General features: G+C 61.5%; 17 protein-coding genes. 7 read left to right on the plus strand and 10 right to left on the minus strand.

What is annotated here, in order from left to right; genetic code table 11:
* Nucleotides 1–41: 41 nt before the first annotated feature.
* A complete protein-coding gene (locus tag IE125_RS08375; RefSeq protein WP_189444180.1) occupies nucleotides 42–1058 on the minus strand; it encodes a TRAP transporter substrate-binding protein in 1017 nt (338 codons plus the stop codon).
* A 427-nt stretch (nucleotides 1059–1485) separates the two neighbouring features.
* Here IE125_RS08375 and IE125_RS08380 point away from each other — a divergent pair, with 427 nt between their 5' ends.
* Nucleotides 1486–2751: an MFS transporter gene (locus IE125_RS08380; protein WP_189444181.1), complete on the plus strand. Its 1266-nt coding sequence runs from the start codon at nucleotides 1486–1488 to the stop codon at nucleotides 2749–2751.
* Between the two features lie 90 nt (nucleotides 2752–2841).
* Here IE125_RS08380 and IE125_RS08385 read toward each other — a convergent pair whose 3' ends face one another.
* Entirely contained in the window at nucleotides 2842–3981 is a 1140-nt protein-coding gene (locus IE125_RS08385; protein ID WP_229809002.1) for a M42 family metallopeptidase, read from the minus strand.
* Nucleotides 3982–4125: 144 nt separating this feature from the next.
* Here IE125_RS08385 and IE125_RS08390 point away from each other — a divergent pair, with 144 nt between their 5' ends.
* The 5 genes from IE125_RS08390 (at nucleotide 4126) to IE125_RS08410 (ending at nucleotide 8942) form a co-directional block, all read left to right on the plus strand.
* A complete protein-coding gene (locus tag IE125_RS08390; RefSeq protein ID WP_189444182.1) occupies nucleotides 4126–5028 on the plus strand; it encodes a polysaccharide deacetylase family protein in 903 nt (300 codons plus the stop codon).
* Between the two features lie 23 nt (nucleotides 5029–5051).
* On the plus strand, nucleotides 5052–5741 hold the full coding sequence (locus tag IE125_RS08395) for a YoaK family protein (RefSeq protein ID WP_189444183.1): 690 nt from the start codon (nucleotides 5052–5054) through the stop codon (nucleotides 5739–5741).
* Nucleotides 5742–6365: 624 nt separating this feature from the next.
* A complete protein-coding gene (locus tag IE125_RS08400) occupies nucleotides 6366–6779 on the plus strand; it encodes a hypothetical protein (protein WP_189444184.1) in 414 nt (137 codons plus the stop codon).
* 221 nt (nucleotides 6780–7000) lie between these two features.
* A complete protein-coding gene (locus tag IE125_RS08405) occupies nucleotides 7001–7717 on the plus strand; it encodes a hypothetical protein (RefSeq protein ID WP_189444185.1) in 717 nt (238 codons plus the stop codon).
* Between the two features lie 13 nt (nucleotides 7718–7730).
* Entirely contained in the window at nucleotides 7731–8942 is a 1212-nt protein-coding gene (locus IE125_RS08410) for a sulfotransferase (RefSeq protein ID WP_229809003.1), read from the plus strand.
* A 233-nt stretch (nucleotides 8943–9175) separates the two neighbouring features.
* Here IE125_RS08410 and IE125_RS08415 read toward each other — a convergent pair whose 3' ends face one another.
* Complete coding sequence (locus tag IE125_RS08415) at nucleotides 9176–10825, minus strand: OpgD/OpgG family glucan biosynthesis protein (protein WP_189444186.1); 1650 nt, start codon at nucleotides 10823–10825, stop codon at nucleotides 9176–9178.
* Nucleotides 10826–11294: 469 nt separating this feature from the next.
* Between IE125_RS08415 and IE125_RS08420 the strand changes: the two genes are divergently transcribed.
* Nucleotides 11295–12482 (plus strand): L-dopachrome tautomerase-related protein, encoded by a 1188-nt coding sequence (locus IE125_RS08420; RefSeq protein ID WP_189444187.1) that lies wholly within the window; start codon nucleotides 11295–11297, stop codon nucleotides 12480–12482.
* A 1-nt stretch (nucleotide 12483) separates the two neighbouring features.
* Here the strand turns inward: IE125_RS08420 and IE125_RS08425 are convergent, their stop codons facing one another.
* From IE125_RS08425 to IE125_RS08455, 7 genes are all read right to left on the minus strand, one after another.
* Nucleotides 12484–13470, minus strand: a complete 987-nt coding sequence (locus IE125_RS08425) for a 2-hydroxyacid dehydrogenase (RefSeq protein ID WP_229809004.1) — start codon at nucleotides 13468–13470, stop codon at nucleotides 12484–12486.
* Between the two features lie 64 nt (nucleotides 13471–13534).
* Nucleotides 13535–14842 carry a hypothetical protein gene (locus IE125_RS08430; RefSeq protein ID WP_189444188.1) on the minus strand — a complete coding sequence of 436 codons (1308 nt, stop codon included), beginning with the start codon at nucleotides 14840–14842 and terminating at the stop codon, nucleotides 13535–13537.
* Nucleotides 14843–14852: 10 nt separating this feature from the next.
* Nucleotides 14853–15626: an SDR family NAD(P)-dependent oxidoreductase gene (locus IE125_RS08435; RefSeq protein ID WP_189444189.1), complete on the minus strand. Its 774-nt coding sequence runs from the start codon at nucleotides 15624–15626 to the stop codon at nucleotides 14853–14855.
* 1 nt (nucleotide 15627) lies between these two features.
* Nucleotides 15628–16662: a zinc-dependent alcohol dehydrogenase gene (locus tag IE125_RS08440; RefSeq protein WP_229809005.1), complete on the minus strand. Its 1035-nt coding sequence runs from the start codon at nucleotides 16660–16662 to the stop codon at nucleotides 15628–15630.
* A 5-nt stretch (nucleotides 16663–16667) separates the two neighbouring features.
* Nucleotides 16668–17999 carry a histidinol dehydrogenase gene (gene hisD / locus IE125_RS08445; RefSeq protein WP_189444190.1) on the minus strand — a complete coding sequence of 444 codons (1332 nt, stop codon included), beginning with the start codon at nucleotides 17997–17999 and terminating at the stop codon, nucleotides 16668–16670.
* Between the two features lie 66 nt (nucleotides 18000–18065).
* Nucleotides 18066–18842: an ABC transporter ATP-binding protein gene (locus tag IE125_RS08450; RefSeq protein WP_189444191.1), complete on the minus strand. Its 777-nt coding sequence runs from the start codon at nucleotides 18840–18842 to the stop codon at nucleotides 18066–18068.
* Between the two features lies 1 nt (nucleotide 18843).
* Nucleotides 18844–19500 (minus strand): ABC transporter permease, encoded by a 657-nt coding sequence (locus IE125_RS08455; protein WP_229809006.1) that lies wholly within the window; start codon nucleotides 19498–19500, stop codon nucleotides 18844–18846.
* Between the last annotated feature and the right edge of the window lie 122 nt (nucleotides 19501–19622).

Raw genomic sequence — 19622 nt, forward strand, 5'->3', positions numbered from 1 at the left:
GCCGAAGTTGGAACTCGGCGTCGCGTGGGGAGGGTGAACGGTTACTCGGCGTCGCGCGCGTCGAGGTACTTCGTCATCAGCTCGTCAGCCTCGGCACCGGCGGATTCGCGGAATTGCTTCCACTGCGGCTGCGCGGCTTCCGTGAGCTGCTTCGACAATGTCTCGCTGGGGCTCGACATGTGGATGCCGTGATCGGCGAGGATCTTGGCGTTGCGCTTATCCTCGTCCTGCGACACCTGCTGGAACTGCGGCTCCATCTTCTGTGCCAGCGACTCGATCGTCTGCTGCTGCTCATCGGTCAGCGAATTCCAGGCATCGAGATTGATCGAGACGACATCCGGTGCGAGCTGCCAGTCGAGCTTGTTGAAGTAGTCGGTGAACTCCCAGAAACTGCCATCCACACCGGAGGGCGTCGAGGTCGTCACGCCGTCGATCGCCCCGGACGCCAGTGCGGGAACCACCTCCCCCCACGGCATCTGCACCGGTGAGGCGCCCAGCGCCTTGAAGAACTCGGTGCCGTTCTTGTCGACCGTGCGCAGCTTCACGCCCTGCAGGTCATCGACGCTCTCGACCGGTTGCTGGGTGAAGACCCCCTGACCGGGCCACGGCACGGTGTAGAGAAACTTCTGGTTGAACTGTGCAGCGGTCTTCTCGTAATACGGCCATGCCAGCTTGCGCAGCAGCGCCGCATCGTCCTGATCGCGCGTCAGATACGGGACTGACTCGATACCCAGCAGCGGTGCCTGCCCGACCTGCTGGGTCAACAGCATGTCGGCGCCCTGGACGATCCCGTCACGCACCGCGGACAGCAGCTCCGGCCCCTTGAGACCGAGATCGCCACCGGCATGAATGTCGAACTCGACTTCGCCATCGGTCGCCTTCTTCACGGCGTCGGCGAACTGGTTGAGCGTCTTGACCTGGAAATTGCCCTCCGGCCACGGCGTGACGATCATCAGTTGGGTGGCAGCCTGGGCGGAAAAGGCAACCGCGCTGAGAACGGTTGCCGCACCGAGCGCGGCCAGGCGGGCACGAGTGGATCGAGAGTGGATTGGCTTCATCGTTGACTCCAGAGCGTTGTTGTTGTCAACCACGCGGTGTGGCCTTATCTTGATCACGACTGTTGAAATTGCTGTCGTCGCCGTGGAATATCTTTGGCATACCAAGGAATGCAAGTCAATTCATCTAGTGCAATTGGTCCTTGGTCGAAGGATCGCCGCCTGCCGGTGGCTCGCCTCGGAAGCAGCCGTAGAGTTGGTGCTTCACGAAGGCAAAGGTTCCCGCAGCTTGTCACTCTCACCGCGATTTGGACTGAGCGGTGATGTCGAGCAAAAAATCATTACTTCCTAAATACTCATATTTAAAACAACATTGCTAAGCATGAGCTTTGGGTCAGCACAGAAAATGTTGTAATAGCGATGTAGTGACGACCCTAAAACCATAAACTGGTAGACGGTGTGCCACAAGACAGGAATCGCAAGTCAATCCATGACAAAAATAACAGAACTGATTTCTCAAAATCCCAAAAAACCCTCTCATTTGATGATGATGGGACTTATATGTTCATTGCTTGGCACCATGTTGGTAGAAGGCAGCATCGCGCCAATGATCGCGCTGGGTTTTCTACCCATCACGTGGTTGCCGGTATATACAACGGTAACGCGCATTCTGGATGTATCGAGCATGTTTATTGCTCGATACATCCACAAGCTCCCACCTGGCAATACATTAATATTTTGCGAAAGTGCAAACATTGGCTTTTCAATAATTGCATTAGCAGCTATTTTATTTAGTACGATAAGCCCAATTCTGATACTTCCAACCTACCTGCTAGCCATTTCTTTTCTACCTACTGTGATTGACTTGGCAGAGGAGATGTATGCCGAAACCTTATCCCGCGAGTCGGAGAACCGTGCAGCCAATTTCAATACGACTATGTTGATGCTGATACCGATCGCTTCTTCCGTCGTTGCTAGGCCAATAGGCAGTCTATTTGTCGACATCTCTGTCTCGATCATAATATTCGCAAACATAATTTTCTCTTTACTTGCATTGTATTTCAGATTGAAAGCCGTCAAGTTGTCGCGAAAAACAGAGCACCTTTTTACGCCACAGAAAAACCCTCAGGCCGATTTCCAGGTGACAAGCATTTTTCGATTTTTGAACTTCTCACCGGGTTCAGCGCTTCTCGTTCCCACTCTCTCGTTGGCATCCGGCATGACAAGCATTTATCTGACGATATGGATAGCAAGTCATTTCGATAGTCCGGCAACCACAATTTCTCTACTGATATTTGCGGGTGGCATTGGTACGACTATCGGCCCGTGGATAGGAAGAAGAACAATGCGAAAATACCGTTTCACGTCAGTCGCTGTCTTTTGTCTTCTGCTGTTATTCATTCTCCATTTGACAGGTTTTGTAGCGCTCAAAACAGAGCTTTTTCTAAGCACTGCGAGCACCGCCTTTATATCATGCAGCTTGGCATATATTTTTCTGACGGGTGTTGCCACCGGCGGTATCTTTCTCATCAATGTCACCGCTCGCCAGAAGCGTTACCGGGGCGAGGAATTTGCCAACGCGCTGGGGGTATCACATACGCTTTCAGCCATTCTATTCGCCGTGGGCTCATGGATCGGACTGACGCTGAACGTCGAGAAAGATCCAGCCATCGCTCTTCTGCTCGCCGCTTTAATCACGGCAATTCCTTTATTCGCGATAAACCGTAAAGACACGTTACGCCATGAAGGGAACTAGCTCGACGAGCACTCACCGGCTCGACCGACATGCTTCTGCCCAAACCTAAACCGCCGCCCGAAGGCGGCGGCGTCGATCCGATCGAAGGCGTCAGTCGAAGTAGCTGAAGGTCTCGCCCGGTTCGATATCGAGCAGGGTGTGGTAGATCAACTCGATCACGTGCTCGACGTCCTGCTTGTGGACCATCTCGACGGTGGTGTGCATGTAGCGAAGCGGCAGCGAGATCAGCGCCGAGGCGACTCCTGAATTGCTGTAGGCGAAGGCGTCGGTATCGGTGCCGGTAGCCCGTGAACGCGGGAGACGCTGGAACGGAATCTTCTGCTCGGTGGCGACCTTGATCAACCGCTCGCGCAGCTTGTTCTGGATCGCCGGGGCGTAGCAGATCACCGGGCCGTCGCCGATCTTATTGGCGCCCTCGCGACGCGGCTCGATCATCGGCGTCGAGGTGTCGTGGCTGACATCGGTGACGATGGCGACGTTCGGGTCGAGCCGCTCTGCGATCATCTCCGCCCCGCGCAGGCCGACCTCTTCCTGCACCGCGTTGACGATGTAGAGACCGAAGTTCAGCTTCTGCTTGCGCGCCTTCAGCAGGCGCGCGACCTCGGCGATCATGAAACCGCCGATGCGGTTGTCGATGGCGCGGCAGACCAGCTTGTCGCCATTGAGGACGAAGAACTCGTCCGGATAGGTGATCACGCAGCCGACGTGCACGCCTAGCGCTTCGACCTCGTCCTTCGAACTCGCGCCGACGTCGATGAAGATGTTGTCGAGCTCCGGCGGCTTCTCCTTCGGCCCCTGGCGCCGAGTATGGATCGCCGGCCAGCCGAACACGCCCTGCACGATGCCGTTGTCGGTATGGATGTTGACGCGCTTGGAGGGTGCGATCTGGTGGTCGCTGCCGCCATTTCGGATGACGTAGATCAGGCCGCTGTCGGTGATGTAGTTGACGTACCAGGAAATCTCGTCGGCATGGCCTTCGATCACCACCTTGTAGTCGGCCTGCGGATTGATCACGCCGACCGCGGTGCCGTAAGTGTCGGTGATGAACTCATCGACGTAGGGCCGCAGGTACTCCATCCACAGCTTCTGGCCTTCCCACTCGTAGCCAGTGGGCGAGGCGTTGTTCAGATAGCGCTCCAAAAACGTCATTGCGCCGGCGTCGAGCGGCGTCGCGCTGGACTTGGGGCTCTTGCGGGTGGTCTTGGTGCTTTTACTCGGGCTCTTGCTCATGCGTCCTTCCTGTCGTTTCCCGGGATAGTGTCAGATTCACGCTCTAGCTTAGCAGCCTCATTGTCGAGAATGCGCCATCGCCCATCGTCAGCGACTACGCTGAAGGTCTGGATACCGACCGGATACCGATGAGGGAGAGACAGGATGTCTGGCGAACCGTTGCGCCACCACGGACGCTTTTCTTATCGCCCGATCACCGACCGGGACGCCTGGCGCTGGCCGGGAAATACGAATCTCGCTATCTACGTCGCGCTCAACCTGGAACACTTCGAGTTCGGCCAGGGCCGCGGTCCAGGTATCGCACCGCCCGCGCCTGCCGGCGAACCGGACGTACTCAACTATGCCTGGCGTGAATACGGCAATCGCGTCGGCGCCTGGCGCTGTCTGGAACTGTTCGACGCCCTCGAGCTGCCTGCCGGCGTGATTGCCAATAGCGCGGTTCTCGATCACTGCCCCGCGCTGCTCGATGCCTTCGTCGCCCGCGGCGACGAGATCATCGCCCACGGGCATACCAACGCCGCGCGCCAGGGTCAGATGACACGAGACGACGAGCGCCGGATGATCGTCGAGAGTCGGCAGCGCCTGGCGGCACATCTGGGCCAGCCGCCCAAGGGCTGGCTGTCACCCTGGATTTCGGAGAGCGAGAGGACGCCGGATCTGCTGGCCGAGGCGGGTTTCGGCTACACGTTGAACTGGGCTCATGACGACCGCCCAACCCCGATGCGTACGGATCACGGCCGCCTGTGGTCGATCCCCTACCCGCAGGAGCTCAACGACATTCCGACGATCTCGACTCACCGCGTGTCGATGGACGAGTTCTGCGACATGATCCGCGATCAGTTCTTCGAACTACTCGAGCAGTCCCGAGATCAGCCGCTGGTGATGGGAATCGCGCTGCATCCGTTTCTGGTCGGCCAGCCGTTTCGCCTGCGCCGGCTGCGAGAGAGTCTGCGCGAACTGGCAGGCTATCGTCAGGCGCAGGGTGTCTGGTGGGCGACCCCCGGTCGGATCGCCAGTCACGTCATCCAGATGTCATCCCACGACTGAAAGTTCTCGAACGAGCGACCGCCATGCCTTCCAACCCTGTTCCGCCAAAGCCGATTCCTCTTCACGCTTTCGTGCTGTTATTCGTGATCGCTGGAGCCACCGATGCGTTGATCTATCGCCACAGCCATCAGTTGCTGGCGGTCTACATGACCGGCAACTCCTCCCACGTCGGTCAGGCGCTGGCGTTGCAGGAGTGGTCGGCGACGCTACCGCTGCTCGGCGTGATCGCGACCTTTTTCGGTGCCACGACGCTGGCTGCCTGGATCGGCAATCGCGCCGGCCGGCCCAACCCTGCCTGGCGAGCGACTGTGGTGCTGGTCATGACCGCCCTGCTGGTGGGCATCGCATTATCGATCATCGACGCCGAAGGCTACTCCCTGGCCGCGATCACCTGGATCGCCGCTGGCATGGGCACGCTGAATCAGGTCAGTGCGAAAGAGTCCGGCGTGACCTTTCTGACCGGTGCGCTGGTCAAGACCGGGCGAGCCTTGGCGGCCGGTGAATGGATCGCCTGTCTGGATGGCCTGATGCGCTGGGTAGCGCTGGTCAGCGGCGCCGCCATTGCCACGCTGCTCGATGAACGCTACAGCAATCAGAGCCTGCTATTCGTCATCGCCGCGCTGCTGCTGGGCGCCTTTCTGACGGGATGGAACGCACTGGCACATCAACGAGAGGCTTCCCGAGCATCGCCCAGCGGGGGCGCGCCGGAGTGATGACACGGCTTCTTCGCATGTCGATTGGGTCACGAGCAAGCGCCATCGGCACCGCGCGCGACCACTTACCCGATTAACGCCGAGTTACAACTTGCGGCGATTGTCGCCGAACTGGTTAACAAAAAACCTCATTCATTTTTGTTCTTCCCACCTCTAAGCTGAACGACATCAAAATAAACACCGCACGAAGCGGTGAATGGCGGAGGCGAACCGCGCGCTGGCGCAGCGCCCGCCGGGGGTGATTGAAGGGGCTGACTCAGCAACTTCAGGAACGAACGATATGCACAACTCGGATCGTGCGGGCGAGGCTCCCCGTCGCCTGGACAGCCAGTCGCCATGCCGCGCAGACAGCGGTACCTGCTGCGTGGATGTCACGTCGACAAAGAGACACTGCACCGCCTTGGCGGTATCTCTGCATGCTGGCGCCTTCAGGCCGAAGTTGACGCCCGATGCGGGCTCACGACATTCAGCCAGCCGCTGGACGATGCCAAACCCTCCCCGGCATCGCCAACGGTTTCTCGGCTTTCGGCCATCCCATCTACCTAGCTTGGCATCTTCGCCTATTGCGACCGCTCATGGCGCGGGTCTTCGCGTCTATCTCGACACCACCAGGAGGTGATCGTCATGACCCCTATGGCTTATCGAACCCAAGTTCATCCACTCAAGGCTTGTCGATTCGGGACCTATCGGATCAACAAGCACCTGTTGACGAGCCTAGTCGCCGTCGGCGCCACGCTGCCACTCGCGGCGGAGGCCTACGTCGGTCCCGGCGCCGGGCTAAGCCTGTTGACCGCGCTGTGGGGCATCATCGCCGCCATCGGCATGGCGCTCTTCTTCGTCATCATGTGGCCGATCCGGCGCATGCGCCGTCGACGCAAGGCCGAAGCTGCGGCGGCGGCCGGTGGCGATTCAGCCGTGCAGGCTCGTACGACGCATACCGAAGACGACCCGGAAACGCCGCCCACCACGTCTCAAGCAGAACAGACCGGACGGCAGACGTCTTCACCGCACGCTTCGCGGGCGGACTCCCGTTCCTGACGCCCTCTCTCGAACGGCCCGGGCACGGACGCCGGGCCGCGATACCTGACGTCAGTGAACACCGATGGCGCTGACGAGCGCCTCTCGTGCAGAAAACGACCGCGAATTCGTCTGTCGCTCCCGGCACGCCACCTGTCGCCAACCCGCCCACGCTCTGACGGGCGCGGCGGTACCCACTGCAAGCGAGTGCGCTCGCCCATTCTCTCGTGTCAGGAGGACACATGGGACTACTGGACCTGCCCGATCCGCTGTTCGGCGCCCTGGATGCTGGCTTGGCCACGTTCCTGCCTGGCAGCCTGCGGCTGGCGATCTGGGCCATTGTCGCCGGCGTCGGCACGCTGTTTCTCTATCGACTGCTATCGCCTCAGGGCAAGATCGGCGAGGCCAAACGCAACGCCCGCGCCGCCCGCAAGCGGCTCAACGAGTTCGATGGCGAGTTCAGTGATGCGGGACCGCTGATCAAGGATCAGTTCGCCAGCGCATTCAAGCATCTCGGGCTGGTCGTGCTACCCACGCTGGTCTCGATCTTGCCGCTACTGGCGCTGCTGACCTGGCTCGAGAGCCACTATGCCCACACCCTGCCAGAACCAGGCCAGACGCCCGAGATGCAGGTCACGCCGGACACCTATCAACCGCAATGGCGCGAAGAGGATACCGGCGCGCATTTGATCGTCAGCGACAGCGACGGCGAACTTGCCAATATCGCCATGACGGCGCCGATTCCGGTCGTCGAGCAGCGCCAGTGGTGGAACTGGCTGATCGGCAATCCGCTGGGCTATCTCTCACCGGAGAGCGGTATCGAGCGCGTGACGCTTGCGCTGCCACAACCGGAATATCTGCCGTTCGGCCCGGACTGGATGCGTCACTGGCTGGCGATTTTCTTTCCGGTCATGTTGATCGTCTCCCTGATCACCTACCGCTGGGCCAAAATCGAATGAGAGGCAAAAGGGCATGAACCAGCCAACCTCGAACCGCTCTCACCAGAGCACCAACGAGACTCCCCACGCTGACGAGCGCGTCGACGAGCGGCGGGAGAAGACCGTCACGGCCAACGATCCCGGCTTCGTCGTACCCGGCTGGATGCACTGGCTAGGCGGCTGGATCCATCGCAAGCCGCAGACGTGGATCAAGCTCGGCAATCTGGAGACTCGTGCCGTCGCCGATGCCATCGCCGACGTTCGCGTCGACCGTCCGGTCTACGTCTCCGGACTCGCTCGCTCCGGCACGACCATCCTGCTCGAGCACCTCGCCGCCAACCCGGCCGTTGCCACGCATCGCTACATCGACTTTCCCCCGCTCATGACGCCTTACTGGTGGAATCGCTGGCTAGCCAGGGTCCCCAAATCGGGAGAAAAGGCCCAGGAGCGAGCGCACAAGGATGGCATCGAAGTGACCTCCCACAGCCCGGAGGCCTTCGAAGAGATGCTGTGGATGGCGTTTTTCCCTGCCACGCACGACCCCGCGACCAGTTCGGTCATGGGAAGAGATCGCGAGCCTACCGCCTTCGCCCGTTTCTACGACGAGCACGTGCGCAAGGTTCTCGCAGTGCGCAAACGTCAGCGCTACGTCGCCAAGGGCAACTACAACCTGGTGCGACTAGGCTATCTGCACGCGCGCTACCCCGATGCACGCTTCCTGCTGGTAATCCGCGATCCTGTCTGGCACATCGCCTCGCTGATGAAACAGCAGAGGCTGTTCGTCGCCGGCGAAACCAGCGAGCCCCGTGCGCTAGAACACATGCGTCGCGTCGGCCACTACGAGTTCGGCCTCGATCGCCGCGCCATCAATGTCGGCAACGACGAGGAGACACGGCGGATCACCGCGCTCTGGGAAGCCGGATCACGCGGGGATCGAGCCAGCGAAATCGAAGGCTGGGCACGTTACTGGGCGGCGATCTACGCCCATGTCGCCGACACGCTGGATGGCGACCCCGAGCTGCGTAAAAGCGCTCTCGTCGTGCGCTACGAAGACCTCTGCAGCCAACCGCTCGACACCCTGCGCGACGTCTTCGCCCACGCCGATCTCGACATCGACGCCCCCACGCTCGAGCAAGCCGCCAGCGGCCTTCACGCCCCGACTTACTACCGGCCGGACTTCAGCGACGAGGAACTCGCCATGATCGCCGAAATCACCGGCCCGACGGCAAAGCGGTTCGGATACTGAGCGACGGGCGAAAACGGCGCCAGCTACGGGGCGCCAACAGAAACGGTGAGCGAAGAGCGAAACGGCGTCGGCTACGGGGCGCCAACAGAAACGGTGAGCGAAGAGCGAAACGGCGTCGGCTACGGGGCGCCAACAGAAACGGCGAGCGACGGTAGCATCACGGAAACTCAGGCAAGGACAAGAAACGGGGCGGCCGATTGGCCGCCCCGTTGCGTCTGGGTTTTAACCCCGTTTTACGCTGCGGGATGCTCCGGGTAAGTGCGCTCTTCCGGTGCCGGCGGAAAGTACTGGTACAGCCAGGTTTCACTGACCGTGTCGTCGTTGGCGACCAGATGCAGGCGCATGTTGATCGGATCCGTCGAGTCGCTGGTCGGATACCAGTCGAACTGGATGCGGAAGCCTTCGATCTCGTCGACCCAGAGAATGTCGAGCTGTTTGACGTCACCTTCCGGCACGTCGAGCGCCGTCTTGATGTCGATGCCGCTGTCGTAGAAGTGCTTGAGCTGGCCGCCGATGAAATCCACGGCGATGCGCTTGGCCCATACGTCCGGATAATGCTCGCCCGGCGCCCAGCCCTCGGGGAACCCGCCGATCCCGGTGAAGGTCTTGCGCACTCGCGCCATATCGGGCTTCACAGGTGGCTGCGCGCTCCAGTAGAGCTTGTAGCCGTAGCTGAGCGTCTGGCCCGGCTCGACGGCTTTTTCCGGCTTCCAGAAGGCGACCACGTTGTCCATCGTCTCGCCGGTCGTCGGGATCTCGAGCATCTGCATCTCGCCTTTGCCCCAGTCACCCTTAGGCTCGACCCAGAGGCTCGGACGCTCATGATAGTGCCCGACGATGTCCTCGTAATGGGTAAAGTCGTGGTCGGTCTGCAGAAGGCCAAACCCCTTGGGGCTGTTGTTGCTGAACGTGTTGAACTGCACCCGCGGCGGATTGTTCAGCGGACGGCAGACCCATTCACCGTTGCCAAGCCACATCGAGAGACGGTCGGAGTCGTGAATCTGCGGATGGTAGGTCAGGCACATGTCGCGCTGCTGGGTACCGCAGCTGAACATGCTGGTCATCGGCGTCACGCCGAGCTGGGTAATCGCTTCACGCGGGTAGAGATGCTTGTCGATCTCCATCACCACGCGCTGCTCCTCGCAATGGATGATGAAGCGATAGGCGCCGGAGAGACTCGGCGAGTCGAGCAGCGCGTAGGCGGTGAAGGTCGTGCTGCCCTCCTCCGGCGTCTCGAACCAGAAGCGAGTAAAGGCTGGAAACTCCTCGGTCTTGCCATCGGCGTAGGTGTTGACCGCCACGCCGCGGGCCGAGAGGCCGTATTGATAGGTGTCGTCGACGGCGCGGAAGTAGCTGGCACCCAGGAAGGAGACGATATCTTTCTCCGTGAGCAGCGGCGCCTTGAACACACGGAAGCCGGCAAAACCGAGATCGCCCTGCCCTTCGAGCTGGGAGACATCGACATCGGCACGGGAGTAGTCGAACAGATCGGGGCGGAAGTGAATCTCGCGCGCCTTCTGCGTATCGGCATCGATGGAGTACATGCGGACCGGCTGGTTGAACGCCATGCCGACGTGGAAGAACTGCACGTCGAGCTGGTCGCTCTTGTCGTGCCAGAGAGAGTGTTCCGGGTCGTAGCCGATCGCGTTGTACTGCTGGGGCGTCAGGTTGGCCAGCGTCGGCGGCAGCTTCTCGACGTTGCTCTGATAGGCCTTGGCGGCCAGATCCTTGGCAAAGCCCTGCAGCCACTCGAAGCTGAACGACTCGGCGTCACCATCGGCAATGCCGCTGGTAGCCTTGGCCGCGGCAAACAGGGGCGCCGAGGGCAAGCCATACCAGGCCGCCAGCGCAATGGCGCTCTTCAGCACACTTCTACGATCCATGAACACTCCATCCTTTGCGTGTTGTCCGTTCTGGCAGCGCGGCGCCAGTACCCACTCGCCGCGGACTCCCAGGCTCAAGTTCGGGCCGAACCCGCAGCATACCCGATCACGGATGATGCGGCGCTATCGATACGGATTCTCCTATCAGACGCCAACCGCCGATAGGGGTTCATTCCCGCAGCCGGTGACGAGATGCCTTTCATCGATCGGTTCGCGAACGTCGATGGCAGAGCTTGAGGAAGGAGATGATCGTATGGAGGGATGTCGGTCGCCAGATCACCGACAACGCCAGGCCGTCCAGCGCTTGAATGCGGGCTAACACGATTTGCTGGCAAACCGCTAGGCGACGAAAGATCATACGTCATATGTATGATATCCACAGATCGATCATTGCTTCTAAGATGCAAGGACATCGTCGGTCATCGCGCCCGAGGATGCCTATCACTGCCTTCATTCATGGGGACACTGCATGATCAACCGACGTCAGTTCTGCCAATTGACGATGCTGGGTGCCGGCGGCGCCTTGATGGCCAACAGCGGCCTGCTACGTGCCGCCCAGAACATCCCCTTCGGCGACGCCGGCTATCTGCCGATCAGCAAGGTCGCGGAGTTGCCGTGGCTCTGCAATGCGGTCGCCACCACCGCCGATGGGCGCCTGTTCGCCGGCCTGCCGCGCTGGCCCGGATTCGAGGACACCCCGAGTGTCGTCGAGATTCTCGACGACGGCACACTCAAACCCTTTCCGGGGGGAGAGTGGAACGCCTGGAAGCCGGGCAAGGCCACCGGCAGCGCGTTCGTCTGCGTCAACACGATCCACATCTTCGACGACGATTCGCTCTGGCTGGTGGATCAGGGGACACCCTCGTTTGGCGACCTGGTCGATGACCAGGCGCAGAAAGTGCTGCAGTTCAACACGCGCACCGGCGAACTGATCCGCCAGCTGCCCCTGCCCGATGAGGTGATGCCCAAGGGCGCCTCGCTCAACGATCTGCGCCTGGACAGCGAAAACGTCTATCTGACCGACTCCGGTCTCGGCGGTATCGTCATCGTCAATCTCGAAAGCGGCCAGGCCATGCGCCGCCTTCACCAGCACCCGAGCACGCAGGCATCGCCCAAACGCCCGCCGATCGCCGAAGATGGCAAGCCGCTGATGTCGAAAAGCGGCAAGGTGCCGATGGTCCACTCCGATCCGATCGAGATCAGTCCGGACGGCCGCTGGCTCTACTACCAGCCGCTGACAGGCCCGCTCTATCGCATCGAGACCGCCAAACTGCGAGACCCGTCGATCTCCGACGAGGCGCTCGGTGAAGCGGTCGAATTCGTCTTCGACACATCTCCGCTGACCGGCACCGCGATGGACAGCGCCGGCAATTTCTACATGGCGGAGATGGATCGCCCGCGAATCAGCGTTCTGACACCCGATGGTGACATGCGCGTTCTCGCCGAGGACAACGAGCTGTGGGGACCGGACGCCATGTTCATCACGCGGGACCGCAAACTGCTGATCCCCATCCCGCAGACGGCTCGCCTGGGCGCGCACCGCGGCCCGGATGGGGAATCGGTGTTCGAGCTGCCGTTCGACATCTACCAGCTCTCCCTGCCGGGATGGCTTGGTGACCGCGAAGTCGTCCCCAGCGCCGTGCCGGTCACCCGTTGATTCAGTAACCTGCAGCGCGATCGACGAGGCTCGACGGCAGCACGCCACACTCGAGCCCGGCCAGCGCTCGGGAGACTTCCTGAGCGACCTGAATCGGTGTCGAGTCGCAGGCGTCGTGAGGCGTGACCACGATGCGCTCGTGACACCAGAACGGGTGGTCCTGCGGCAGCGGTTCGACGGCAAACACATCCAGCGACGCCCCGGCCAGCTGGCCGGAGTCGAGGGCGGCGAGCAGATCCGATTCGACGAGATGCTCGCCACGACCGACGTGGATGAGCGCACCGCCGGCGGGCAAACAGTCGAATAGCTCGGCGTTGAGGATCCCCTGGGTCCACGGCGTCAACGGCAGAAGGTTGACCAATATCTGACTGCGCTCCGCCAACGAACGCAAGCCATCGTCTCCTTCGAAACCCACCGCATCCTGGGGTAGGTTGCGGCCACTTCGGGAGTAGATCCCGACCTCGTAGCCTAGCGCGAGCAAGGCTCTGGCAACGGCCCCCCCCATCTTGCCGGCACCCAGCAACCCGATGAAGGGCGGCGCGGCACCGCGCACCAGCAATTGCTGCCAACGTGACTCTCGCTGATTGGCAAGATAGTCACCGAAACGGCGGTGATGCCACAGCACATGCCAGACGACGAATCCCGCCATCGTCTGCGCCTGTGCCTCGCCGGCGATCCGCATGAGCGGCACGTCGTCCGGAAGGCTGGCACTAGCGAGTATGCCGTTGACGCCAGCCACGATGGAGGAAATGAGCCGTAAATTGGGATAGGTCGTAAAGGCGTCGCCGTCTGGGTCATAAGCCAACGCGAAAGTCACGGCGTTCGGATCTTCGACCGCATTCGGTAGCGACAAGCGAATGTGCGGTGCTACCTGCGCGAAAGCCTCGATGTAGGGAGCCATGATCGCCGGTGTTCCGAGTAGCACGCCTTGGTGGGACGTCTGTCCACCGGTTGGCATCTTCACGCGCGGGCTGTGGGTCGCATGCATACGTTCTGCCTTATTGATCGATCTTGTTGTCGTTGTGATTCCGTTTTCCCCTCCCACGAAACTCTCAATCGCGACTTAGTGTCTGTAGCCAGCGACTGAACACATCCGTGTCATCGGTCGGTTCGCTACCGAGCATTACCGCCAGCGCCCAGCCCAGCGCCGAACTGCCGGACTGCTGACGCAGGCCTTCTCCAGCGCGAAGATTAAGTACCAGAGTTGGACAGCAGAAAAGCGCTAGCCGCACGATCCGTTGCCAATCCGCGGGCAGCCAGCCGCGGCGATGCAACTCGGCCAACAGCGGAGACCAGTAATTCTCACCCTTGGCAGCGAGAAAATCCGCGCGCAACGGCGTTAGCGACCAGTCATGATCGACATATAGCGTCCCCCCCTCTTGGCGAACGTCGACTCGGTAGTGACCTTCGGCGTCTTCGGGCTCATAGAGCCACAGGGGGTGAGCAAATATGTTGTGAAAGGTTGCCTTGATTTCAGCCAGCAACGCGGGAATCTGCCGTCCGGCGAAAGCAGGATCGAAGGTCACCAACCGCGCCGGATTTCCGTCCACGTACCAGACGTTGGCGTTATGGGCATCTCCGTGCGCGGTCACCACGCCGTGGCCTGCCAAACGCTCCGGGGCCAGACGCTGTCCTGCCTCTGCAAATAGCGCTGCCAAGGTGTCGCGATAGCGCACGCCATTAATCACCCACTCCAGCTCCTTGAATGTCGCCCATGGCAGATCCAGTTCACCGAGCTGAAATCGCTGGTCGACGTAATATTCGGCTACCCGCCCGCCAAATCCAGCAGTTACCCCGTCACCGACCAGTCGATGATAAAAAAGCTGATGCACCGGCTCGGCTTGCACCTTGGCAGGGTCGCCAGACCGCAATGTCGCCAAGGTAGCGACCAGTGAATCGCGGTCGAGCTGTGCTTGCGCCGCAACCACTGGTGCCCGCGCCGCGCTGGACTCGGTAAAGTCGAGCTCACGGCAGACATCGGCCAGCCGACGCTCCTCGCGTCGGGTATAGAGCAGAATCTGCCGCCCCGGCTCGCCACAGGCATGACGCGGTACATCGACCTCGAAGCCGGCATCCTGCAAAAGCTTGGCGTTGTAGTACTCCGCCACCGTGCCGGACTCGCCCTCTTCGTGGTGATACTTGAAAAACATCACCTCATCATCGTCGAAGGTAACCAGCCCGTTGAGCGAGTTGAGGCTGTACTGGTCGCGATTGATCGTCACTTCGACCACGCCGCGCCCGGTCACCTCCGCGACCAGCTGCAGCAGATGATCGCGGGCCACGCCCCACTCCCCGCGCAGTGCGCAACGCCGTGCCTCGGCAGCAAGCGGGGCGCGTTCGACGCCAGAATTGGCATTCATGCGACATTCCTCAAATACAGGCCAGATAACCGCCATCGACGTAGAGAATTTGACCGCTGACATAGCGAGCCGCGGACGAACACAGGAAGACGGTGGGACCGACGAGATCGTCGAGCTCTCCGAAACGCGCCATCGGAATGGCCGCCAGCATGCGCTCGCGCCAAGCGACGTCCTGATAGAACAGATCGGTCATATCGGTATGAAAATAGCCCGGCCCCAGGGCATTGACCCGGATGCCGGTACCCGCCCATTCGCTGGAGAGCGCGCGGGTGAGACCGGCCAGCCCCGTCTTGGCCGCGCCGTAAGCGGCCGAGCCCGGAATGCCCACCGCTGTCGCCAGCGAGCAGAGGTTGACGATCGCTCCGGGGCGCCCCGCCTTTTGCAACCGATTGGCCAGCGCCTGTGCGCAGAAGAACGCGCCCTTGAGGTTGGTCGACAGCAGTGAGTCCCAGAGCGCCGTATCCACTTCGCCACTCGGGCAGACGCGTTCCAGCCCAGCATTATTGATCAGAATATCCGGCGTCAGGCTGAGGCGATCGAGGGTCGCGAAGGCAACTTCGATAGCATCTATATCGCCGATATCAGCGACCACCGGCCAAGCCTGCCTCCCACTGCCGCGAATCTCATCCGCGACGCTCTCAAGGGCCTTCCCGCTCCTTGCCATCAGGATCAGGTCGGCACCGGCATCGGCCAGCCCCAGTGCCAGTGCGCGCCCGATGCCGCGAGACGCGCCGGTGACGATCGCGCAACGGCCTTTCAGAGAAAACGCATCGGTCGACGACATTTCAAATCTCCTCCGACGGCTTGGCGTCGCAGACACTCGGCACCACCAGCGACTTGAGCCGGGCGCCGCCACCAGCAATCAGGGAGGTATAGCGGGCCGGCACCGCTTCGAGCGAAATCGGCGACTCACAGAGTTCACGCAGTGCCGGCGCCAATGCCGCGAGCCGCGCCATCACCTCGCGCTGCTCGTCACGAAACACGCTGCAGCCGATCAAATCGATTTCGCGCTCCACCAACAGGTTGGCATCCAGCTCCGCTAATTGATGAAACAGTCCTACCAGCGCCACTCGCGAGCCGCGGCCCATGGAGTCGATAAGCGCCTTCAGTGCCGCTGCCGATCCGGTAGCCTCGACTGCCAAACGGGGACGACGATCGGCCAATGCGTCAAACGTCAGGGCCTCGACACCGCAAACCCGCTCCAGCAGTGCTGCGCGCTCGGCATTACGCTCGACCAGGAGCAAAGGCCCCAGCGCCATGTCCCGAGCAAGAAGTGCAACCAGGCCACCGATAGTGCCACCACCGACGATGACCAGCGGCTGATCCGGATGGGGCGCGAGTCGCTTGAGCACATGCAGCGCGACACCGAGTGGCTCGGCCAACGCGGCGACCTCACTGGCGACGTCATCAGGCACTGCGATCAGCCTTTCCACCGGCTGGAGACACCATTCACCAAAAGCACCGTCACACAGCTCACCGACGAAGCCGAGCTGCTCGCACAGATTGGTCTCGCCGACCGCGCAACTTTCGCATTCTCCGCAAACGGCACGGGAGTCGACCACCACACGCTGTCCGACCTGCCACGCGGTCACATCGGGACCGACTGCGACGATCTCGGCGCAGAATTCGTGCCCAGGTGTGACCGGCAAGTGTGCGATCCAGGCGCCAGTCTGGAAGTTGTGCAGATCGGAGCCACAGATCCCTGCCGCCAGCAGACGCAACAACACTTCGCCTGCGCCGGGGCCAGGCGGTCGGGAGATCGTCTCTACCCGCAAGTCGCCCACACCATGCAGGCGCACTGCTGTCATTTCGTCGGCCATTACCCTTACTCCGCCTTCCGGTCCAATAGGCTGCGACGAAGCGACGAGACCGCACGGGCGTGCCCGTCGAAACCCTCGTAACGGGCAAGTGTTTCGGCCGGTCCGGCCAGCTGGTCGTAGCCGGATCGGGTCACATACCCCACCGAAATACGCTTCATGTAGTCATGCACCGACAGCGGCGAGGCGACCTTGGCCATGCGGTTGGTCGGCAGCACCGCGTTGGGTCCGAGCACGAAGTTGCCGATGGTCACCGGCGTGTAATTGCCGAGCAGCACTTCCCCGGCATTGGTGATCCGGCCGAGCACCGCCATCGGTTCCTCGGCCAGCACCTCGAGGTGCTCCGGGGCATAGGCGTTGACGAAATCGATGGCCGCATCGAAGTCGCGCGTCAGCACGATGCCGCCGTGCTGGCCCCCCAGCACGGTCCGGGAGAACTCGGCGCGCTGCGACACCATCTCCGCCCAGTGGCGTGGCAGCGCTTCTCGCGCTTCGGCGGCGACTCGCTCGCTCGAGGTCACCAAATAGGCAGACGAGTCAGGACCGTGCTCGGATTCGATGATCAAGTCGAGCGCGGCCAGCGCGCCATCGGCACTGTCGTCGGCCAGAATCACGCACTCACTTGGCCCGGCCGGTGTGCCCGGCTCGAGACGATCGCTCAGGCGCCGCTTGGCCGCCACTACCCACGGGCTACCCGGGCCGACGATCTTGTCGCAGCGGGGTACGCTTTGGGTACCGTAAGCGACGGCCGCCACGCCCTGGGCACCGCCGCACTTGTAGACGTGCTCGATGCCGATCAGCTTGGCGGCTACTAGCGTCGCCGCGTCGACGCGACCATCCGGCCCCGGCGGCGTGATCACGATCGGCTTCGGCACGCCTGCGACCAGCGCGGGAATGGCGGTCATCATCAGGACGCTGGGAAAGGAGCCCTTGCCTCTCGGCACGTAGCACGCCACCGCGTCGATCGGCACGTGGCGGTCGCCGGCATAGACGCCCGGTTGCATCTCCTTCCACCACATCTCTTCAGGCTTTTGCGCCTCGTGAAACCTCCGAATGTTACCGGCAGCGTAGCGAATCGCGTCGATCACTTCCGGCTCGACGGCGTCGAACGCCGCCTCGAACTCCTCTGGCTCGGCAGCGATAGAAAAGGTTTCGGGCTCGACCTTGTCAAAGGCACGTCCGAAGCGAATCAAGGCGGCATCGCCCTCGTCGCGGACGGCGGCGATGATCGGGTCGACCTTGTCGAGGAAATCGGAGAGATCCGCTTCCGTTCGGGCAAGAAGCGCTTCGGGAATCTCGGCGGTGTCGCGCAGATCGTGGAAAGAGATCGACTGGGTCATGACGGTTCTCATTATTTTCAGAAAAAGAGCCGGCCCCGGAGAGCCAAGCGAGGAGTGAGATGCTGATTAGAACGCCGGTAGCGCCGGCATGTCTTCGCGAATGGTGTCGAGCACGTGGCGCTTTAACGCGGTGAACGCCGCACTCTCCATGATGGTCTCGTCTCGCGGGCGCGGCAGATCGACATCGAATATCGCCTTGACGTGACCGGGATTGGCGCCGAGCGCGACGATCCGGTCGGAGAGATAGACCGCTTCCTCGACGTCATGGGTGACGAACAACACTGTCAGACGATGGCTCTCCCAGACCCGCGTCAGCAGCAGCTGCATTTGATGGCGGGTCATCGCGTCGAGCGCACCGAAGGGCTCGTCCATCAGCAGGATCCGCGGCTTGTAAGAGAGCGCACGTGCGATGGCGACACGCTGCTTCATGCCACCGGAGAGCTGATTCGGCCAGGCATTGGCAACCTGACTCAGCCCCACCAGGGCCAGGTGCTCGTCGGCAATCCGTCGGGCACTGGCGCTGTCGTTACCTGCGGCCAGCAGCGCGAACTCGACGTTGGCACGAACGCTCTTCCACGGCAGCAAAGTGTAGGACTGAAAAACCACACCGCGATCGAGCCCGGGGCCGTCGATCGGCTTGCCATCGACGAGAATGTCGCCGCCGTCGAAGGTCTGTAGCCCGGCGACTAACGTTAGCAAGGTGCTTTTGCCGCAGCCGGAAGCCCCAACCAGCGAAACGAACTCGTTGTCGCCGAGCGTCAGATCGATCTGCTCCAGCACCTGCTTTCGCTGTTCGCCATGTCCGTAGGATTTATCAACGCCGGCAATGGTCAATTCCGCCATGTCAGGCTCCTTGTCGGTAACGAAAGAGACGGCGTTCGACCAGGCGCATGATCTGATCGGTCAGTAGGCCTAACAGTCCCAGCACCAGGATATAGCCGATGATCGTGTCGGTCTGGAAGTAGCGCTGCGAGACCACGATGCGATATCCCATGCCGGAGTTGGCCGCGACCAGCTCCGCCAATACCAGCCAGGTCCAAGCCCAGCCAAGGCAGATGCGCGTCGCATCCCATATGTCGGGCAGCGCTCCGGGCAGTACGATACGACGCACGATGGCAAGGTTGCTCATACCTAGCGTACGGCCGAGCCCGATGTAGTCCTGAGGCACGCGCCGCGCCGCATCCATGATCATCAACACCTGCTGAAAAAAGGTGCCGATCCAGATTACCAGCAGCTTCTGAAATTCGTCGGTTCCTACCCAGAGGATGGTCAGCGGCACGAAGGCCACCACCGGCATATAACGCACGAAATCGACCAGAGGCTCGATTACCGCCCGCCATATCCCATAGGTGCCTGCCAGCACACCGATCGCGACCGCCATCATCGTCGAAGCGAGGAACGCCAGCGCGATCCTGAGCAGGCTGACACCGATATCCGATAGCAGTGTGCCATTGGCGACCATGGCCGCGAGACGCTCGATAACCGCGAGCGGCGTTGGCATAAAGATTTTCGGTACCAGACCGCAAGCGGTCGCGACCCACCATAGCACCAGCAAAGCGGCGAATACGGCGATGGCTACGCCCCAGAAACGGCGACGCGATAACGGTTGCTGAAGAGAAAACC

Source organism: Salinicola rhizosphaerae (genome assembly GCF_014652715.1).
Lineage (GTDB): Bacteria > Pseudomonadota > Gammaproteobacteria > Pseudomonadales > Halomonadaceae > Salinicola > Salinicola rhizosphaerae.